Source organism: Streptomyces sp. NPDC058157 (genome assembly GCF_042884105.1).
GTDB lineage: Bacteria > Actinomycetota > Actinomycetes > Streptomycetales > Streptomycetaceae > Streptomyces.
Window position 1 is genome coordinate 1 of record NZ_JBHVUQ010000033.1, and the last position, 14639, is coordinate 14639.

At 75.1% G+C, this 14639-nt stretch carries 18 protein-coding genes; 10 read left to right on the plus strand and 8 right to left on the minus strand.

Annotated elements, in window-relative coordinates; genetic code table 11:
• Positions 1-172: 172 nt before the first annotated feature.
• Positions 173-1078 carry an allantoinase PuuE gene (gene puuE, locus ACFVXK_RS11205; protein WP_389611235.1) on the minus strand — a complete coding sequence of 302 codons (906 nt, stop codon included), beginning with the start codon at positions 1076-1078 and terminating at the stop codon, positions 173-175.
• A 93-nt stretch (positions 1079-1171) separates the two neighbouring features.
• Here puuE and ACFVXK_RS11210 point away from each other — a divergent pair, with 93 nt between their 5' ends.
• Positions 1172-2272 carry an LLM class flavin-dependent oxidoreductase gene (locus tag ACFVXK_RS11210; protein ID WP_389611236.1) on the plus strand — a complete coding sequence of 367 codons (1101 nt, stop codon included), beginning with the start codon at positions 1172-1174 and terminating at the stop codon, positions 2270-2272.
• Positions 2269-2949 carry a CE1759 family FMN reductase gene (locus ACFVXK_RS11215; RefSeq protein WP_389611237.1) on the plus strand — a complete coding sequence of 227 codons (681 nt, stop codon included), beginning with the start codon at positions 2269-2271 and terminating at the stop codon, positions 2947-2949. Before ACFVXK_RS11210 ends, ACFVXK_RS11215 begins: the two co-directional genes overlap by 4 nt.
• Positions 2950-3101: 152 nt before the next feature.
• On the opposite strand, the gene ACFVXK_RS11220 is transcribed toward ACFVXK_RS11215, so the two are convergent.
• From ACFVXK_RS11220 to ACFVXK_RS11230, 3 genes are all read right to left on the minus strand, one after another.
• Entirely contained in the window at positions 3102-3713 is a 612-nt protein-coding gene (locus ACFVXK_RS11220; RefSeq protein WP_389611238.1) for a TOPRIM nucleotidyl transferase/hydrolase domain-containing protein, read from the minus strand.
• A gap of 98 nt (positions 3714-3811) precedes the next feature.
• Positions 3812-4408 carry a hypothetical protein gene (locus tag ACFVXK_RS11225; protein WP_389611239.1) on the minus strand — a complete coding sequence of 199 codons (597 nt, stop codon included), beginning with the start codon at positions 4406-4408 and terminating at the stop codon, positions 3812-3814.
• Complete coding sequence (locus tag ACFVXK_RS11230; protein WP_389611240.1) at positions 4405-4671, minus strand: hypothetical protein; 267 nt, start codon at positions 4669-4671, stop codon at positions 4405-4407. Before ACFVXK_RS11230 ends, ACFVXK_RS11225 begins: the two co-directional genes overlap by 4 nt.
• Positions 4672-4921: 250 nt before the next feature.
• Between ACFVXK_RS11230 and ACFVXK_RS11235 the strand changes: the two genes are divergently transcribed.
• Together ACFVXK_RS11235 and ACFVXK_RS11240 are read left to right on the plus strand one after the other, a co-directional pair.
• Positions 4922-5164, plus strand: a complete 243-nt coding sequence (locus ACFVXK_RS11235; protein ID WP_389611241.1) for a hypothetical protein — start codon at positions 4922-4924, stop codon at positions 5162-5164.
• A 105-nt stretch (positions 5165-5269) separates the two neighbouring features.
• Positions 5270-6049 carry an SDR family oxidoreductase gene (locus tag ACFVXK_RS11240; protein WP_389611242.1) on the plus strand — a complete coding sequence of 260 codons (780 nt, stop codon included), beginning with the start codon at positions 5270-5272 and terminating at the stop codon, positions 6047-6049.
• Between the two features lie 14 nt (positions 6050-6063).
• On the opposite strand, the gene ACFVXK_RS11245 is transcribed toward ACFVXK_RS11240, so the two are convergent.
• Positions 6064-6993, minus strand: a complete 930-nt coding sequence (locus tag ACFVXK_RS11245) for a helix-turn-helix transcriptional regulator (RefSeq protein WP_389611243.1) — start codon at positions 6991-6993, stop codon at positions 6064-6066.
• A 217-nt stretch (positions 6994-7210) separates the two neighbouring features.
• Between ACFVXK_RS11245 and ACFVXK_RS11250 the strand changes: the two genes are divergently transcribed.
• Genes ACFVXK_RS11250 through ACFVXK_RS11265 form a run of 4 tightly spaced genes read left to right on the plus strand, consistent with a single transcriptional unit; the run spans position 7211 to position 10572 of the window.
• Complete coding sequence (locus ACFVXK_RS11250; protein WP_389611245.1) at positions 7211-7957, plus strand: ATP-binding cassette domain-containing protein; 747 nt, start codon at positions 7211-7213, stop codon at positions 7955-7957.
• A 3-nt stretch (positions 7958-7960) separates the two neighbouring features.
• Complete coding sequence (locus tag ACFVXK_RS11255; RefSeq protein ID WP_389611246.1) at positions 7961-9232, plus strand: hypothetical protein; 1272 nt, start codon at positions 7961-7963, stop codon at positions 9230-9232.
• Entirely contained in the window at positions 9229-9819 is a 591-nt protein-coding gene (locus tag ACFVXK_RS11260) for a hypothetical protein (protein WP_389611247.1), read from the plus strand. The genes ACFVXK_RS11255 and ACFVXK_RS11260 overlap by 4 nt, the downstream gene beginning before the upstream one ends.
• Before the next feature lie 27 nt (positions 9820-9846).
• Positions 9847-10572 carry a hypothetical protein gene (locus ACFVXK_RS11265; RefSeq protein ID WP_389611248.1) on the plus strand — a complete coding sequence of 242 codons (726 nt, stop codon included), beginning with the start codon at positions 9847-9849 and terminating at the stop codon, positions 10570-10572.
• Between the two features lie 127 nt (positions 10573-10699).
• Here the strand turns inward: ACFVXK_RS11265 and ACFVXK_RS11270 are convergent, their stop codons facing one another.
• Entirely contained in the window at positions 10700-11209 is a 510-nt protein-coding gene (locus ACFVXK_RS11270) for a RidA family protein (RefSeq protein WP_358893418.1), read from the minus strand.
• Between the two features lie 223 nt (positions 11210-11432).
• On the opposite strand from ACFVXK_RS11270, the gene ACFVXK_RS11275 reads away from it, so the two are divergent.
• Both ACFVXK_RS11275 and ACFVXK_RS11280 read left to right on the plus strand, forming a co-directional pair.
• The gene (locus ACFVXK_RS11275; RefSeq protein WP_389611249.1) at positions 11433-12011 is read left to right on the plus strand and encodes a hypothetical protein; all 579 of its coding nucleotides are present in this window, start codon (positions 11433-11435) and stop codon (positions 12009-12011) included.
• Between the two features lie 117 nt (positions 12012-12128).
• Positions 12129-12671, plus strand: a complete 543-nt coding sequence (locus tag ACFVXK_RS11280) for a GNAT family N-acetyltransferase (RefSeq protein WP_389611250.1) — start codon at positions 12129-12131, stop codon at positions 12669-12671.
• Positions 12672-12677: 6 nt separating this feature from the next.
• Here ACFVXK_RS11280 and ACFVXK_RS11285 read toward each other — a convergent pair whose 3' ends face one another.
• Positions 12678-13046: a hypothetical protein gene (locus tag ACFVXK_RS11285; protein WP_389611251.1), complete on the minus strand. Its 369-nt coding sequence runs from the start codon at positions 13044-13046 to the stop codon at positions 12678-12680.
• Positions 13047-13214: 168 nt separating this feature from the next.
• Positions 13215-14639, minus strand: coding sequence for an NAD(P)/FAD-dependent oxidoreductase (locus tag ACFVXK_RS11290; RefSeq protein ID WP_389611253.1), 1425 nt, complete (start codon positions 14637-14639; stop codon positions 13215-13217).

Below are 14639 nucleotides of genomic sequence, written 5' to 3' on the forward strand. Positions count from 1 at the left end.
CCGTAGTCCCGGCCCCGGCAGTCCCCGTGCCGGCCCCGGCCTCCGCAGCCCCGGCCCCCGCCGCCCCGGCCCCGGCGGCCGCCCGCTGAGGGCCGGCCCTCCCCGGTGACCCCGCTGCCGGCGCCCCGTCACCAGGGCACCGGCACCGGCACCGGCGCGCCGCGCCCGGGGCTCAGGCCGGGGGATGCGCGGCGAGCCAGTGCCGCGCGATCTGCTCGCGTGTGGCGACCCACCCCCCGCCCAACTGCGCGACGTGCCGCAGGAAGCCGTCGAGGGCCCGGATCCGCCCGGGCCGCCCGATGATCCGGCCGTGCAGGCCGACGCTCATCATCCGCGGCCGGTCGGCCCCCTCCGCGTGCAGCGTGTCGTAGGTGTCGACCAGGTACGCGAGCATGTCGTCCGCGGTGGTGAACCCGTGCACGATCAGGAACTTGAAGTCGTTGGCGTCGAGGCCGTACGGCACCACGAGGTGCTGCCGCCCGCCCTCCGCGACGTAGAACGGCAGGTCGTCGGAGTAGTCGTCGGAGTCGTACAGGAACCCGCCCTCCTCCGCCACGAGCCGCCGCGTCCGGGCGCTGGTCCGCCCGGTGTACCAGCCCACGGGCCGGCGCCCCACGAGCCTCTCGATGGTCGCGGCCGTCCGCGCGATGTCGGCCCGCTCGACCTCCTCCGGCACCTCGCGGTAGTCGGTCCACCGCCATCCGTGACCGGCCACCTCCCACCCCGCGGCCCCCATCGCCCGCGCCGCGCCGGGATTGCGCTCCAGGGCCTGACCGACGGCGAACACGGTGAGCGGCGCGGCGTGCGCGGAGACGGTCCGGTGCACCCGCCAGAACCCGGCCCGGGCCCCGTAGGCGAACATCGACTCGGCGTTCAGGTCCCGCCCGCCCTCCACCGGCGGCGCGCCCACGATCTCGTGCAGGTACCCCTCGGAGCCCGCGTCCCCGTCGAGGACGCTGCGCTCGGCGCCCTCCTCGTAGTTCAGCACGAGGCTCACGGCCACCCGCGCCCCACCGGGCCACCCCGCGTGCGGCGGCAGGGCCCCGTAACCGACGAGATCACGCTCAGTCCCGGACACGCCCCGCACCCTACCGCCGTCCCCGGGAATACCCCGGCGACACCCTCGGTTCCCGGGTATAGTTGAATTCTCAACAACCCTGGAAGGGGAGCCATGCAGTTCGGGATCTTCACCGTCGGCGACATCACCACCGACCCCACGACCGGACGCGCACCCGGCGAACACGAGCGCATCAAGGCCATGCTCGCCATCGCGCAGAAGGCCGAGGAGGTCGGTCTCGACGTCTTCGCCACCGGCGAGCACCACAACCCGCCGTTCGTCCCCTCCTCGCCGACCACCCTGCTCGGCTACATCGCCGCGCGCACCGAGAACCTGATCCTCTCCACTTCCACGACGCTGATCACCACCAACGACCCGGTGAAGATCGCCGAGGACTTCGCGATGCTCCAGCACGTCGCCGACGGCCGCGTCGACCTGATGCTGGGCCGCGGCAACACCGGCCCGGTCTACCCCTGGTTCGGCAAGGACATCCGCGACGGCATCGACCTCGCCATCGAGAACTACGCCCTCCTGCGCCGCCTGTGGGACGAGGACACCGTCACCTGGAAGGGCAAGTTCCGCACGCCCCTGCAGTCCTTCACCGCCACCCCCCGCCCCCTCGACGGCGTCGCCCCCTTCGTCTGGCACGGCTCCATCCGCTCGCCCGAGATCGCCGAACAGGCCGCCTACTACGGCGACGGCTTCTTCCACAACAACATCTTCTGGCCCGCCTCCCACACCCGGCAGATGGTCGAGCTGTACCGCGAGCGCTACGCCCACTACGGCCACGGCACCCCCGAGCAGGCCGTCGTCGGCCTCGGCGGCCAGGTCTTCATGCGCAGGAACTCCCAGGACGCCGTCCGCGAGTTCCGCCCGTACTTCGACAACGCCCCCGTGTACGGCCACGGCCCCTCCCTGGAGGAGTTCACCTCCCAGACCCCCCTCACCGTCGGCTCGTTGCAGCAGGTGATCGAACGCACCCTGGCCTTCCGCGACTACGCCGGCGACTACCAGCGCCAGCTGTTCCTGGTCGACCACGCCGGGCTGCCCCTGAAGACCGTCCTGGAGCAGCTCGACCTCCTCGGCGAGGAGGTCGTCCCGGTCCTGCGCAAGGAGTTCGCGAACCTCCGCCCCGCCGGCGTCCCGGACGCCCCCACCCACGCGGCCCGCGTCGCGGCCGCCGCGGCCACCCCGAAGGAGGAGACCCGCGCATGAAGCTCGTCGTCGTCTCCGCCGGCCTGAGCTCCCCCTCGTCGACCCGCCTGCTCGCCGACCGCCTCACGGCCGCGACCCTCGCGGCCGCCGGCCCCGGCCGCCCGGACCTCGAGGTCCAGGTCGTCGAAGTGCGCGACCTCGCCACCGAGATCGCCCAGCACCTCACCGCCGGATTCCCGCCCGCCCGCCTGGCCGCCGCCCTCGACGCGGTGGCGGCCGCGGACGCCCTGATCGCCGTCACCCCGGTCTTCGCCGGCTCCTACAGCGGCCTGTTCAAGTCCTTCTTCGACCTCCTCGACAAGGACGCCCTCACCGGCACCCCCGTGCTCCTCGGCGCGACCGGCGGCACCGCCCGCCACTCCCTGGTCACCGAACACGCCCTGCGCCCCCTGTTCTCCTACCTGCGCGCCCTCGTCCTGCCCACCGCCGTCTACGCCGCCTCCGAGGACTGGGGCGAGGACGGCCTGGCCGGCCGCATCACCCGCGCGGGTACCGAACTGGCCCGCTCCCTGCCCGCCGCCGCCCACCCGGCGGCCGCCTCCGCCCCGGACGTGGACACCACCGCCGCGGTGGCCGCGCCCCGCTCCCCGACCGGCGCGATCACCTCCCTCCCGCCCACGGCCGCCGCCACCCTCACCCCCTTCGCCGAACGCCTGGCGGCCCTGCGGGTGGACTAGCGCCGACGACGGGCCCCTCTCGCGGGCCGGCGGCCCTGTCAGCGGCGATCTCCTCGGCGCCAGGACGACCAGCCCCAGATGCACCAGGAACTCCACGACGACCGCTGACCCCGCCCGGTCCCGCCCGGGCGGTCGCGGCCGGCCGCGGCCGGCTACAGCCGCCCGAGCAGCGCGTCCAGGGGGCCGGGCAGCTGCGCGGGATCGAGGGCCCCGGCCAGGAGCTGTCCGTAACGGATCTTGCGCCCCTTCTTCGTGCCGAGGAACCGCCGCATCCGGTCCTGCGGGCTCCGCCCCCGCTGTGCGGGCTGGCGCGTGAAGGTCCGCCAGGGCGTGAGCTCGCCCTCGGCCTCGACGATCTCCTCGACCCGCGCCACCCCCAGCGCCCGGATCAGCTCCTCCTCGAGGTCCTTCACACAGACGAAGACCTCCCGGCCGGGCGCCCCGGCGCGCTCCAGCGCGCGGTCGTAGAAGGGCCGTTCCCGCTCGTCGCACAGCCCGGTGAGGCGCAGCCCCAGCCCCGGCGGCCCCAGCAGCCCGGCGTGCCGTCCGACGTTCATCGCCCCGCCCATGGACAGCACGCAGACCCCTTCGGCCCCCAGGTCCCGGCCGAGCCGCCCGGTCAGGGCCTCCAGCGCGGCGAGGTCGCTGGGCCCCTCCACCAGCACCACGCCCCGCACCCCCGAGGCCGCCTCCGCGAGGCCGCTCCCGTCCCCGCCGGCCACCGCCCTGGCCACCGCTTCCCTGAACTCCCCGATGTCCGCCATGGCCTGATTCTGCTCCGCCCGCCGAGCACCGGGCACGGAATTTCCGCCGGTCAGGTCCGCCGGTCAGGTCCGCCGGTCAGGTCCGCCCGCCCGGTCCGTCAGCCGACCGGGCGCACGGGCCGCTTGTAGTACCGCCACGGGAACCACCCCGCACCCACCGGGACCCACCCTTCCGACTCCATCCGCCGGTGCCGCGCAGTGGAGGGGAGGGTGACGCGGCAGTGCTCCCAGGGGTGGCCCGACGCCTCGACCTCGTGGAAGAAGGGCCCGTAGCCGACCATGTGCCAGCCGTCCCGTCCGGCCTCCTCCAGGGCGGCCATCTCGTTGAACGCGGTCAGCCCGCCGAGCGTGCGCCGCTTCGGCGCGCCCGGCCCCGCGGCGGCCGGTGCGGCCGCGGCCTTGCTGGCGAACCGCTGCTGGGCGGCCTGACGGCTCACCCCCAGCACCCGGCCCACGGTGTCCCAGCTGTGGCCCGCGGCCCTGGCACCCTGGACCGCCTCGCGCAGCAGCCGGCTCGCCTCCTCGGCACCGACGCGCGAGGCGTCCAGCAGGCGCAGGTACCCGTGCGGATCGTGCTCGAGCGACTCGGCGAGTCCCTCGGGCGCCCCGAGCACGGCCGAGGCGATCCCTTCCCGGATCCGGTCCATTTCGGCCGGCTCCAGCAGCGGCCCGTCACCCGTCGGCGCGGCGCTCACCGGTGCAGCCCGTGCAGCGGCTCGAGCCCGTCGAGCACGGCCTCGTCACGGTCCTCACGCTCCGCCGCCCCGGCGGCGACCAGGGCGCCGGCCCGGGCGACGAGCACCAGCCCCAGCACCACGAGGGCGCCGGAGGCGAGCCCCCCGATCCGGTCGCCGAACAGCACGGCGAGGGCCGGGAGGATGGCGGCGAGGGGCAGTACGGCGGCCAGGGACGCGTCGGCGGAAGTGGACCGCGACGCCTTCGACTTCAAGATCGACATGCGTCAAGGAAACCTTGACGCGCCGCACTTGTCAAGAATTTCTTGACGCCCGTGCCGCGCGTCCGCTGACCGGTATGTGGGACGCTCGGCCGTATTGGCCTAGACCTATTGTGTGCCCTTCTCGCCACCGGTACGTTCGCTTTCGGCTGCGCAGCCGCACGTACCGCATCGCATCGCACCGCACCGCCGTTCCGCCGCACCGCCGTTCCGCCGGGACTCCGACTTCCCGGCATTCCCAGGAGGACATGCCATGTACCGCCGCGCAGCAGCCGCCCTCGCCACCGCCGCCACCGCCGGAGCCCTGGCGCTCGGCATGGCCGGCACCGCCGAAGCCGCCCCCGGCCCCGGGTGGTACGCCCGCAGCCACCACACGTCGTACGCCGACTGCCAGGCCACCGGCAAGGCCGGCTACCAGGTCTGGGGCCCGATCTTCCTCTGCGAGCCCCTCAGCTCCGACCGCCAGGACGTCATCGTCCTCTGGGTCCGCGCCTGACGGAAAACCGCCCTGCCCCGCGACCCCGGGCAGGGCCCCGCACGCCTACCCTGAACGCTCCCGGCCGCGGCCGAGACCGTGGCCCCACACAGGAACGAGGCGACGATGGGCGAACTGGACGGCCGTACCGCACTGGTGACCGGCGGCTCGCGCGGGATCGGGCGCGCGGTCGCGCTGCGCCTCGCCGCCGACGGAGCGCTGGTCGCGGTCCACTACGGCGGCAACGAGGCGGCCGCCGCCGAGACGGTGGCGCGGATATCCGGCGCCGGCGGCCGGGCCTTCGCCGTGCGGGCCCGCTTCGGCGAGAGCGGCGCGCTGGACCGGCTGTTCGAAGGGCTCGCCACGGGGCTCGCGGAACACGGCGCGGACGGCCTGGACATCCTGGTCAACAACGCCGGCATCCACTCCGTCAGTCCGATCGGCCGGCTGACCGAGGAGGAGTTCGACCAGCTCCTCGCGGTCAACGTGAGCACCCCCCTCTTCGTGGTCCAGCGCGCCCTCCCGCTGCTGAGGGACGGCGGCCGGATCGTCAACATGGGCTCCGCCGCCACCCGTATCGCCAGCCCCGTCCAGATCGGCTACACCGTCACCAAGGCCGCCCTGGCCGCCCTCGCCCCCTCCCTCGCCCATGAGTTGGGCCCGCGCGGCATCACGGTGAACACGGTCGCCGCCGGCGTGGTGCGGACCGACATGATCGCCGCCTACCTGGACGTCCCCGAAGCGGTCGCCGGGCTGGAGGCGATGACCGCCCTCGGCCGGGTCGGCGAGCCGGAGGACATCGCGGACGCCGTCGGGTTCCTGGCCGGCCCGCGGGGACGCTGGGTGACCGGCCAGACCATCGACGTCTCCGGCGGCACCTACCTCGGCCCGCCCACGGCCGGCTGACCGCGCTCCGGCGGTCAGCCCGACGACGCCGACCAGGCGAGCAGCATGCGCAGGGCGTCGTGGTCGGGGGTGCCGGGTTCGGCGGTGTAGGTGATGAGGGCCTGGTCGGGGTCGTCGGCCGCGCGGAGGGTCTCGTACGACAGCTCCAGCTCACCGACGACCGGGTGGCGGAAGCGCTTGCGGCCCGAGGTCTTGTCCTGCACGGGGTGCTCCGCCCACCAGCGGCGGAACTCCGCACTGCGCATCGACAACTCACCGATCAGCCGCGCCAGTTCCGGGTCCTGAGGCCGGCGCCCGGCCTCCAGGTGCAGGTAGGCCACGTTCTCGCGGGCGCAGCCGGTCCAGTCCGCGTAGAGCTCGCGCGCCGCCGGGTCGAGGAAGGTGGTCCGCGCGATGTTCCCCCCACCCGGCCCCCCACCCGGCCCCCCACCCGGCCCCCCACCCGGCCCGCCGCCCGGCCCGTCCGGGGCGCCGAAGTCGCCGAGCAGGGCGCGCCCGGCCGCGTTCAGGGCCAGGACGTCCATCCGGCGGCCCATCACCATCGCCGGCACGTCGCGCAGTTCGCCGAGCAGTAGCCGCAGGATCGGCCGCACCCGCTGGGTCTCCTCACCCTCCCGCCCGGCCGCCCCACCGGCTTCCCGGCGGGCCGGCCGGGCGAGCTGGTGCAGGTGCCGGGTCCCGTCCCCGCTCAGCTGCAGCGCCCGGGCGAGTGCGTCGAGGATCCCCGCCGAGGGGTTGGGCACCCGGCCCTGTTCCATCCGCGTGTAGTACTCCACGCTCACCCCGGCGAGCCGCGCGATCTCCTCCCGCCGCAGCCCGGCGACCCGGCGCCGGCCCCCGTAGTCGTGCAGCGCGACGTCCTCGGGCGTCAGACGGGAGCGGCGGGTGCGCAGGAAGTCGCCCAGGCTGGTCGCGGCGGCGCCCGCCGACGGGTTCACGGTCATGCCCCCGATTGTGACCCGCGCCCCCGGTACGCAGCCTGGCCCTGCCAGGACCATGGTTCCGGCCAGCGGCGCGTTCAGGCCAGGTTGGGGGCGGTTTGCTGGGAATGGCCCCTTCCGGCACTAGCGTTCGAGTCTTCGGCGGGGCCTCGTCCCCTCCGCCACGCTGCCCCCGAGAACAAGCCGTTCCCCCGGAGGACGGCGGATTGCGCGTCGCTCCATGGCTCTCGTCTTCGATGGTGTGAGGTTCCGCTACGGCCGGCAGGCCCCGGTGCTCGACGCGTTCGACCTGACGGTCGACGCCCCGGCCACCGTGCTGCTCGGCCCCAACGGAGCCGGCAAGTCGACCCTGATGGGACTGGCCGCCTCCCGGCTGCGCCCGGCCGCCGGCACGGTGGCCTTCGGCCGCAGCCGCCCCGACCGGCGGCGCGGGCTGGCCGGGTACCGCAGACGGGTCGCCTGGATCCCGCAGCACATCACGCCCGTGCCCGGACTCACCGTCCGCGAGCAGGTCGCGTACGCGGGCTGGCTCAAGGGCATGCCCCGCGCCGCGGCCTGGGAGGCTTCCGCCGAAGCGCTCGCGCGCGTCGGCCTGACACCCCTCGCCGGCCGCAAGAGCCACCAGGTCAGCGGCGGCCAGCTGCGCCGCATGGGCATCGCCGGGGCCCTCACCCACGACAGCGAGCTGATCCTGATGGACGAGCCCACCGCCGGGCTGGACCCGACGCAACGGCAGGTCTTCCGCGACCTGGTGGCGGAACTGTCGGGACCGGTCCAGGTGCTGGTGTCCACGCACCAGACCGAGGACCTCTCCGAGCTGTACCAGCAGGTCGTGGTGCTCGACCGCGGCGCCGTACGGTTCCAGGGCGGCCCGGCCGACTTCCTCACCCTCGCCCCGGCCGGCGCCGCCGGCGGGCGGGAGCGGGCGGAGGCCGCCTACGGGCGGCTCGTCGGACAGGAGGTCTGAGCCGTGAAGCCGTGGACGCTCCTGCGCTCCTCCTCCGCCACCGTGCTGCTGCCGGTTCTGCTCTGCTTCAACCTCCTCGCGGTCCACGCGAACCTCAGGATCAACGTCCTGAAGGGGTACGGGCCCGCCGTCTTCGGCCAGGCCGCCTACGCCCTGCCCTTCGTCATCGCGGCCTGTGCGGGAAGCGCGGCCTGGGAGGGGGCGCGGCTGCGGCGCGCAGGGGTCTTCGACCAGGCACCGGTGCGCGGCCGGCTGGGCATCGTGCTCCCGGTCCTGGTGCCGGTGTGGCTGATGGGCGTGTCAGGGCTCCTGGCGGCCCTGGTGATCTCGGCGGTCGCCTCCGGGGCCGCCCCCGCCCCCTCGCACCTCGGGATGTTGGGCGCCGAGGGACTCCTCGCGGCCGCTGCCACCCTGACCGGGTACCTCGCCGGCCGGCTCCTGCCCGGCATCGTCGCCGCACCCGTCACGCTGACGGCGGGCTTCTGCCTGGCGGCCTTCCCGGCGGCGATGGACAGAGCCTGGCCGAGGCAGCTGGTCGCCGGCGAGTTCTCCATGTGCTGCTCGACCGGTTCCGTGATCGACCCCCGGGCCGTCTGGGCGCCGCTGATCTTCGCGGGCGGGCTGTGCGCCGCGGCGCTGCTGCTCGTCCACCGGCCGACGCCCCGCAACGGCGCGCTCGCCCTCCTGCTGGCCGCCGCCGGCGCCGCGGCCGCGCTGCCGTCGGCCCACGGCCTCGGCTACTACTCCGTCACTGCCCGCCCCGACGCGGAGCTCGTCTGCGACACGGCCGGACGGCCCCGGGTCTGCCTGTGGCCCGAGGTCGCGGCCGACGGGCGGGTGGTGGCGCAGACCCGCACCTTCGCCGCCCGGCTCGAAAAGGCGGGAGTACCGATGCCCGCCACCCTCACCGACACCCGCACCCTCGGACCGGGCGAGGCCCGCCTCGGCCTGAGGAACCACCCGCGGGGCGCCGAGGACCTCGCGAGCAGCCTGACGTCCGCGCTCCTGCCGCCCCAAGGCCTGCCCGAATGTGCCCGGCTCACGGGCCGGTACCCCGCCATCCGGGCCTCCGCCCCGCTCTCGGCCTGGCTGACGGCGGTCGCCCTGCAGTCCCCGCCCCGGCCCGGACAGCTCTCGCCGGACGACACGGCCCTCGTCCGGCAGGTCCTGGGCGCGCCCCATGAACGGCAGCTGGCCTGGTTCGAGTACAACCGCGAGGCCCTCACCACCTGCGACCGGCCCGCGCTGCTCACCGTCCCCGGGGGCACGGGATGACCTGGTGGCTCAAGTCCCGGGGCGTCCTGGCCCTCGGGGGCTGGACCCTCCTGACGACCCTGGCCGGCCTGGCCTTCGGCGGCACCGTGCTCCCGCTGCCCTCGTTCACCGGCGCCACGGGGCGGTTCCTCCTGGCGGGACTGCTCCCGGTGGTGCCGGCCGCCCTGTGGCTGTCCGGCACCGGGCGCGCGGGACCCCGTACGGAGGCCACGGCCGTCCGGCCCGTCCGGCGCTGGGACACCGCCCTCGCGGCGGCCCTCGCGGCCGCCGTCCTGGCCGTCACGCTCCTCGGCCACGCCCTGGGCGCCGGCGGCACCGCCCTGGCGGTCGGCCGCAACACCCTGGTGTTCCTCGCCCTCGCCCTGATCCTGGAGCCGCTCCTCGGCCACCGGCCCGCGGCCCTCGCCACCGCGGCCTTCCCCATGCTGTGCGCGGCGGCGGGCCGACGCGCGCGCGGAGCCGGCACGGAGCCGTGGGCCCTCCTCCTGCCACCCGGCGAATCCGCCCCCGCCTTCGCCGCCTCCCTGGCCCTGCTGACGGCGGCCGTCCTCTTCGCCCTCGCCGTCCGCCCCCTGCGCGGAAGATGACCACCGGCCCGGTCTAGCCTGCGCCCCATGGACACGGACGCCGAACTGACCGCCCTCGCCGTGCAGAAGGACCTCCCCGCCGATCTCCTGCGCCGCCTGCTGCGGCACCCGGAGGCCCGCCGCTCGGCGGCGCTCCTGCGCAAGGACCTGACCCCGGACATGATCGAGGAGATCATCCGGCTGGGCCCGGTACGGACCCTTGCCGCCAACGGCTCGCTGCCCGCCGAGGTCAGGGCCCGCCTGGCGGGGCATCCCGACCCCTCGGTCCGGGCCGCCACCGCGGCGAGCGTCACGGACGAACCGCCCGGGCTCCTGGCCCGCCTGGCGGCCGATCCGGAGCCCGTGGTGCGCGAGTTCCTCACGATGAACGAGAACCTGCCTCCGGAGCCGGCGGCCGCACTGGCGGCGGACCCCGCACCGAGCGTGCGGTCGCTGTTCGTCGCACGGACGCGGCACGTGCCGGAGCCCTCGCGCCGGGCCCTGCTCACCGATCCCGATCCGGGCGTCCGCCGTGCCGCGGCCGGGGCGTACCCGCCGCCCGCGGACCTCCTGCCCGGCCTCCTCGCGGATCCGCACACCCGCACCGCGGCGGCCCGCCACGCCGAGCCGTCCCGGGAACTGGCCACCGACCCGGACCACGAGGTCCGCGAGGCCGTGGCCAACCACCCGCGACTGCCTGCCCCCCCCACACCGGCCCCAACGCCACGCACCCGCGCCCAGGCCGAGGAACTCCTCACCCGGGCAGGTCTGTAGCCGTCCGGCGCACGGCGCACGGCGCACGGCGCACGGCGCACGGCGCCCGACGCCCGGAACGGCGGCAGGGGCGACAACGCACTGAGCGGCCGCGCGGTGGTCACCGCGCGGCCCGCTCGGTCGGTCGTCAGGAACGCGGCTTCACCAGCGCGACGGCCTCGATCTCCACGAGCTGGTCGGGGAAGGCCAGGTCGCTGACGCCGAGGATGGTGTCGGTCGTGCGGTGGTTGCCGTTGTACTCCTTGTGCAGGCGCGCGGCCGTGTCGAAGTTCTTGCGCAGGTCCTTGGTGTAGATCTTCATGCTGATGATCTGGCTGCGCGGGATCTTGTAGTGCGCGAGCACCTTGTCCAGGTTGGCGAACGACTGGCGGACCTGCTTCTCGAAGTCGCCGACGCCCACGATGTTGCCGGCCGCGTCGTGGGACAGCTGCCCCGAGATGTAGACCGTGTCACCGGCTCGGATGGCCTGCGAGTACCCGTAGGAGTCCTCCCACGGCACCCCGAACCCGAAGTGGTCCCAGCCCTTGCGGGCCTGGTCCTGCGCGCTCGCTCCCTGCGGGCCCACGACGGTGATCATCACTGCCACGAGTGCGGCCACCGTGGCGCCGATGCCGAACTTGCGCCCTGACTTGGTCATTTGGAGAGTCCTTTCGTCCCCAGCGGAGCCTGGCGCAACGAAGTTTTCACACACCGAGCGAGAACCCCTCGAAGCGGAATCGAAGTCCGGTCGCGACCCGCCACGCGGACCGGGGCAAACTGGCCGGAGCCGGAAGAGGTGGACAGTATTCCGGCCGGCTGCGGATCCCACGCCCGCGACGTCGGGGGTGCTGCCCGCCGCCCTGCCGTGCGAGCATCCCCGGATGCATACCGACGACGCGTCCCGGTCCGGTCCGGTGCTGGTCGTGGGCGGCACGGGGATGCTCGCCGGGACGGTGGGCGGCCTGGTCCGCGCGGGGCTGACGGTGGTGGTCGTGGCCCGGAAACCGGCCGGGCCAGGCGCCTTCGGGGACCTCGGCACCGGAGGCGGACGGCTGCTGACGGTGGCCGCGGACTACACCCGGCCCCTCCCGTTCGCGGCGGCGCTGCGCCGGGTCGCGGCACGCACCGGGCCCTTCCGGCAGGCCGTTCTGTGGGTGCACGCCCACGGGCGGCCCCACGCGTACGCCGCCGTCGCCGACACCCTGGCGGAGGGCGCGTCGGTGCTCGAGGTCCTCGGAAGCGGAGCCGCGGCCCCTACGGCCCCCGCCCCCAGCCGGCCCGGGGCACTGGTCCGGGCCCGTTACCATGCCGTCGTCCTCGGGTTCACCGGCCGGGAACCGCACACCCGTTGGCTGGACCACGGGGAGATCAGCGCGGGCGTACTCGCCGCGCTGAGGGCTCCCGCGGGCGACGGGCCGTACGTCGTCGGCCGGGTGCGGCCGTGGGAGGACCGGCCGTGACCATACCGGCGCTGTCCGCCGTCCGCTGTCCGCCGTCCCGCGGGAAAACCATGCGTGCGCCCGCCCCGCCCCCGGGTATCTTGCCTTGTCCTGAACAGGCCAGAGAGGTCCTCCCGCATGAGCAGCTCCACGTCGTCCCTGCCCGAACGGATCGAACTGTCGGGGGAGGGGCTCGTCCTGCGCGACTGGACCGAGGCGGACCTGGCCGCGATGCCCGGCCTGTTCGACCACCCCGACATCGCGTACTGGACCCCGATCGTCACGCCCTTCGACGAAGCGGCCGCCCGCGCCCGGCTGGTCCGCGACCGCGAACTGCGCCGGGAGGGCACGACCGTCCTCCTCGCCATCACCCTCGACGGCGGCACCCCGCTCGGCGAGATCATGCTGCGCCGCGCCCCCGAGGGCACGGAGATCGGCTACGCGGTGGGCCCGGCCCACCGCGGCCAGGGCCTGGCCGCCCGCGCGGTGCGCGTGATGGCCGCGTACGCGTTCGAGCAGTGGGGCGCGGAGCGGGTGATCCTGGAACTGGAGGCCGAGAACGCCGCCAGCGTCGCCGTGGCCGGCAAGGCCGGCTTCCGCCTGCTCGACGTACCGCCGATCACGGGCGAGGAGAAGGGCCGCCCGTACACCCTCCAGACCTGGGGCCTGGACCGGCCCTGACGCCCGTCAGGGCCCTGCCGGTCGCCGCCCCTTCGCGGGCGGCTTCGGCCGGTCCGCGCGCCCGGCCGAAGCCGAAGGCGTGCCGCCCGGCCGGTCGGCAGGGGCGCTGGTCGCGGCGATCTCGATGAGCTGGACGTCCATCTCGTCGGCCTGCGCCCGCAGGATGCTCGCGACCGTCCGCATCGTCTCCTCGTCCAGCCGGACGGGGGCCGCCCGGCCCTCCGCCGTCCAGACGGCCCCGTCGGACTCCGCGTGCAGATCGAAGGTCCGCGCCATGTCGCGGAGGATCGCGGTGACGTCCTGGGCCGCCACGTAGAACTGCCCGTCGGCGCCGCGTCGTACGAGGGTCTCCGCGTCCGTGTGCCGCCAGCCCATCTTCCTCACCCCACTGAGATCACGCCCCGCAAGGCGGTGCGCCTCCGCCCGGTCCCATCTTGCTCCCCTCGGACTGCCGTCCGCGAAAGGGTCCGGGGAGCTGGCGCGTCGGAGCGGCGCGGCGCCGACGCGAACCCTTTCACACCCTCCCGGGCCGCCGAGGCCCGGTCACCCCCGTGCCCCGCCCCTGACGAGCGCCAGCTCCCGCGCCGTCAGGGGCGGCCCGTCCAGCGGCGGGAACCGCGGCCCCCGTACGGCTCCCAGCAGCACCCGGGGGCTCACCAGCGAGGTCAGCGGAGCCTGCAACGAGGTGACGTCCGTGAGGTCCTGCACCATGCTGAACCTCCCGCAACTCGTCCTCACCAGACGGTCCACGTACCGGGCCAGGACCCGGTCCCGGAGGCCGGGAGCACCGCCCTGGACCTCCGGGTAGAACACGTCCTGCCCCATGGCCAGGTCCCACGCCGAGCCGACCGGCTTCGCCATGGCCCGCTGGACGCGCCGCGCGAGACCGGGCGCGTCCACACCGCCCGCCCCCACCTCCGCGCGCAGCACGGCGGCCGTCTGCGCGGCGACGGAAATGCCGTGCCCGTACAGGGGGTTGAACGCCGCCAGGGCGTCGCCCAGGACGACGAACCGTTCCGGCCAGCCCCGCACCCGCTCGAAGTACCGCCGTGTATTGCGCGTGCTCCGGCTCAGCGCCACACCAGTGAGGGGTTCGAGGCGGGAGATGATCTCCCCGACCACGGGATGACGGAGCCCGAGCGGGAACGCCGCGAAGTCCTCGGCGTCCCCCGTCGGCGCACCCGCCCTGGTCCCCGTCTCCGTGACGATCCACCGCCCGCCCTCCACGGGCAGGATGCTCGCGCTCTGCCCGGGGCGCCCGCTGCGCGGATCGGACTGCACGCTGACGATGGGGAACCCCTCCGCCCCCTCCGGAGCGCGGAAGACCCGTGTCGCGTACACCAGGCCGAGGTCCAAGGAGCGCTCGGGCGCCCGGCGCACCCCCAGCTCCTCCAGATGGCGGGGCGCCCGCGAGGCCCGCCCGCTCGCATCGACGACGAAGTCGGCCTCCAGGACCTCCTCGCGGCCGTCCCGCCCGCGCACCCGCACCCCGGTGACGCGGGACGCGCTTCCCGTCAGGCCCTCGGCCCGGGTGTGGCGCAGGACCGATACCCCCTCCCGGCCCAGGACGTGGTCACGCACGACGGAGTCCAGGAGGTCGCGGCTGCACCCCAGGACGAAGTGCGTCTCACGGTCCCAGCGCCTCAGCCAGCCCTGCGAGGTGAGCGCGACCATCCCCGTGGGGGTCGGGATGCGGTTCGCGCCGGCGGCCAGCCAGTGGCCGGTGATCCCGGGCAGGACCGCCTCGGCGGCCCGGACGCCGCCGCTCCAGATCATGTGGGCGTGCCGTGCCTGGGGAAGCCCCTTGCGGGGGAGCGGCCCGTCGGGCAGCTCGTCGCTCTCGACGACGAGGACCTCGTCGACCGCGCCCGACAGCGCGGCGGCGGCCAACATGCCCGCCGACCCCCCGCCGATGACGACCGCGCGCCGGCCGACCGTCCGGCCGCCCGCGCTCCGCACACCCTTCAT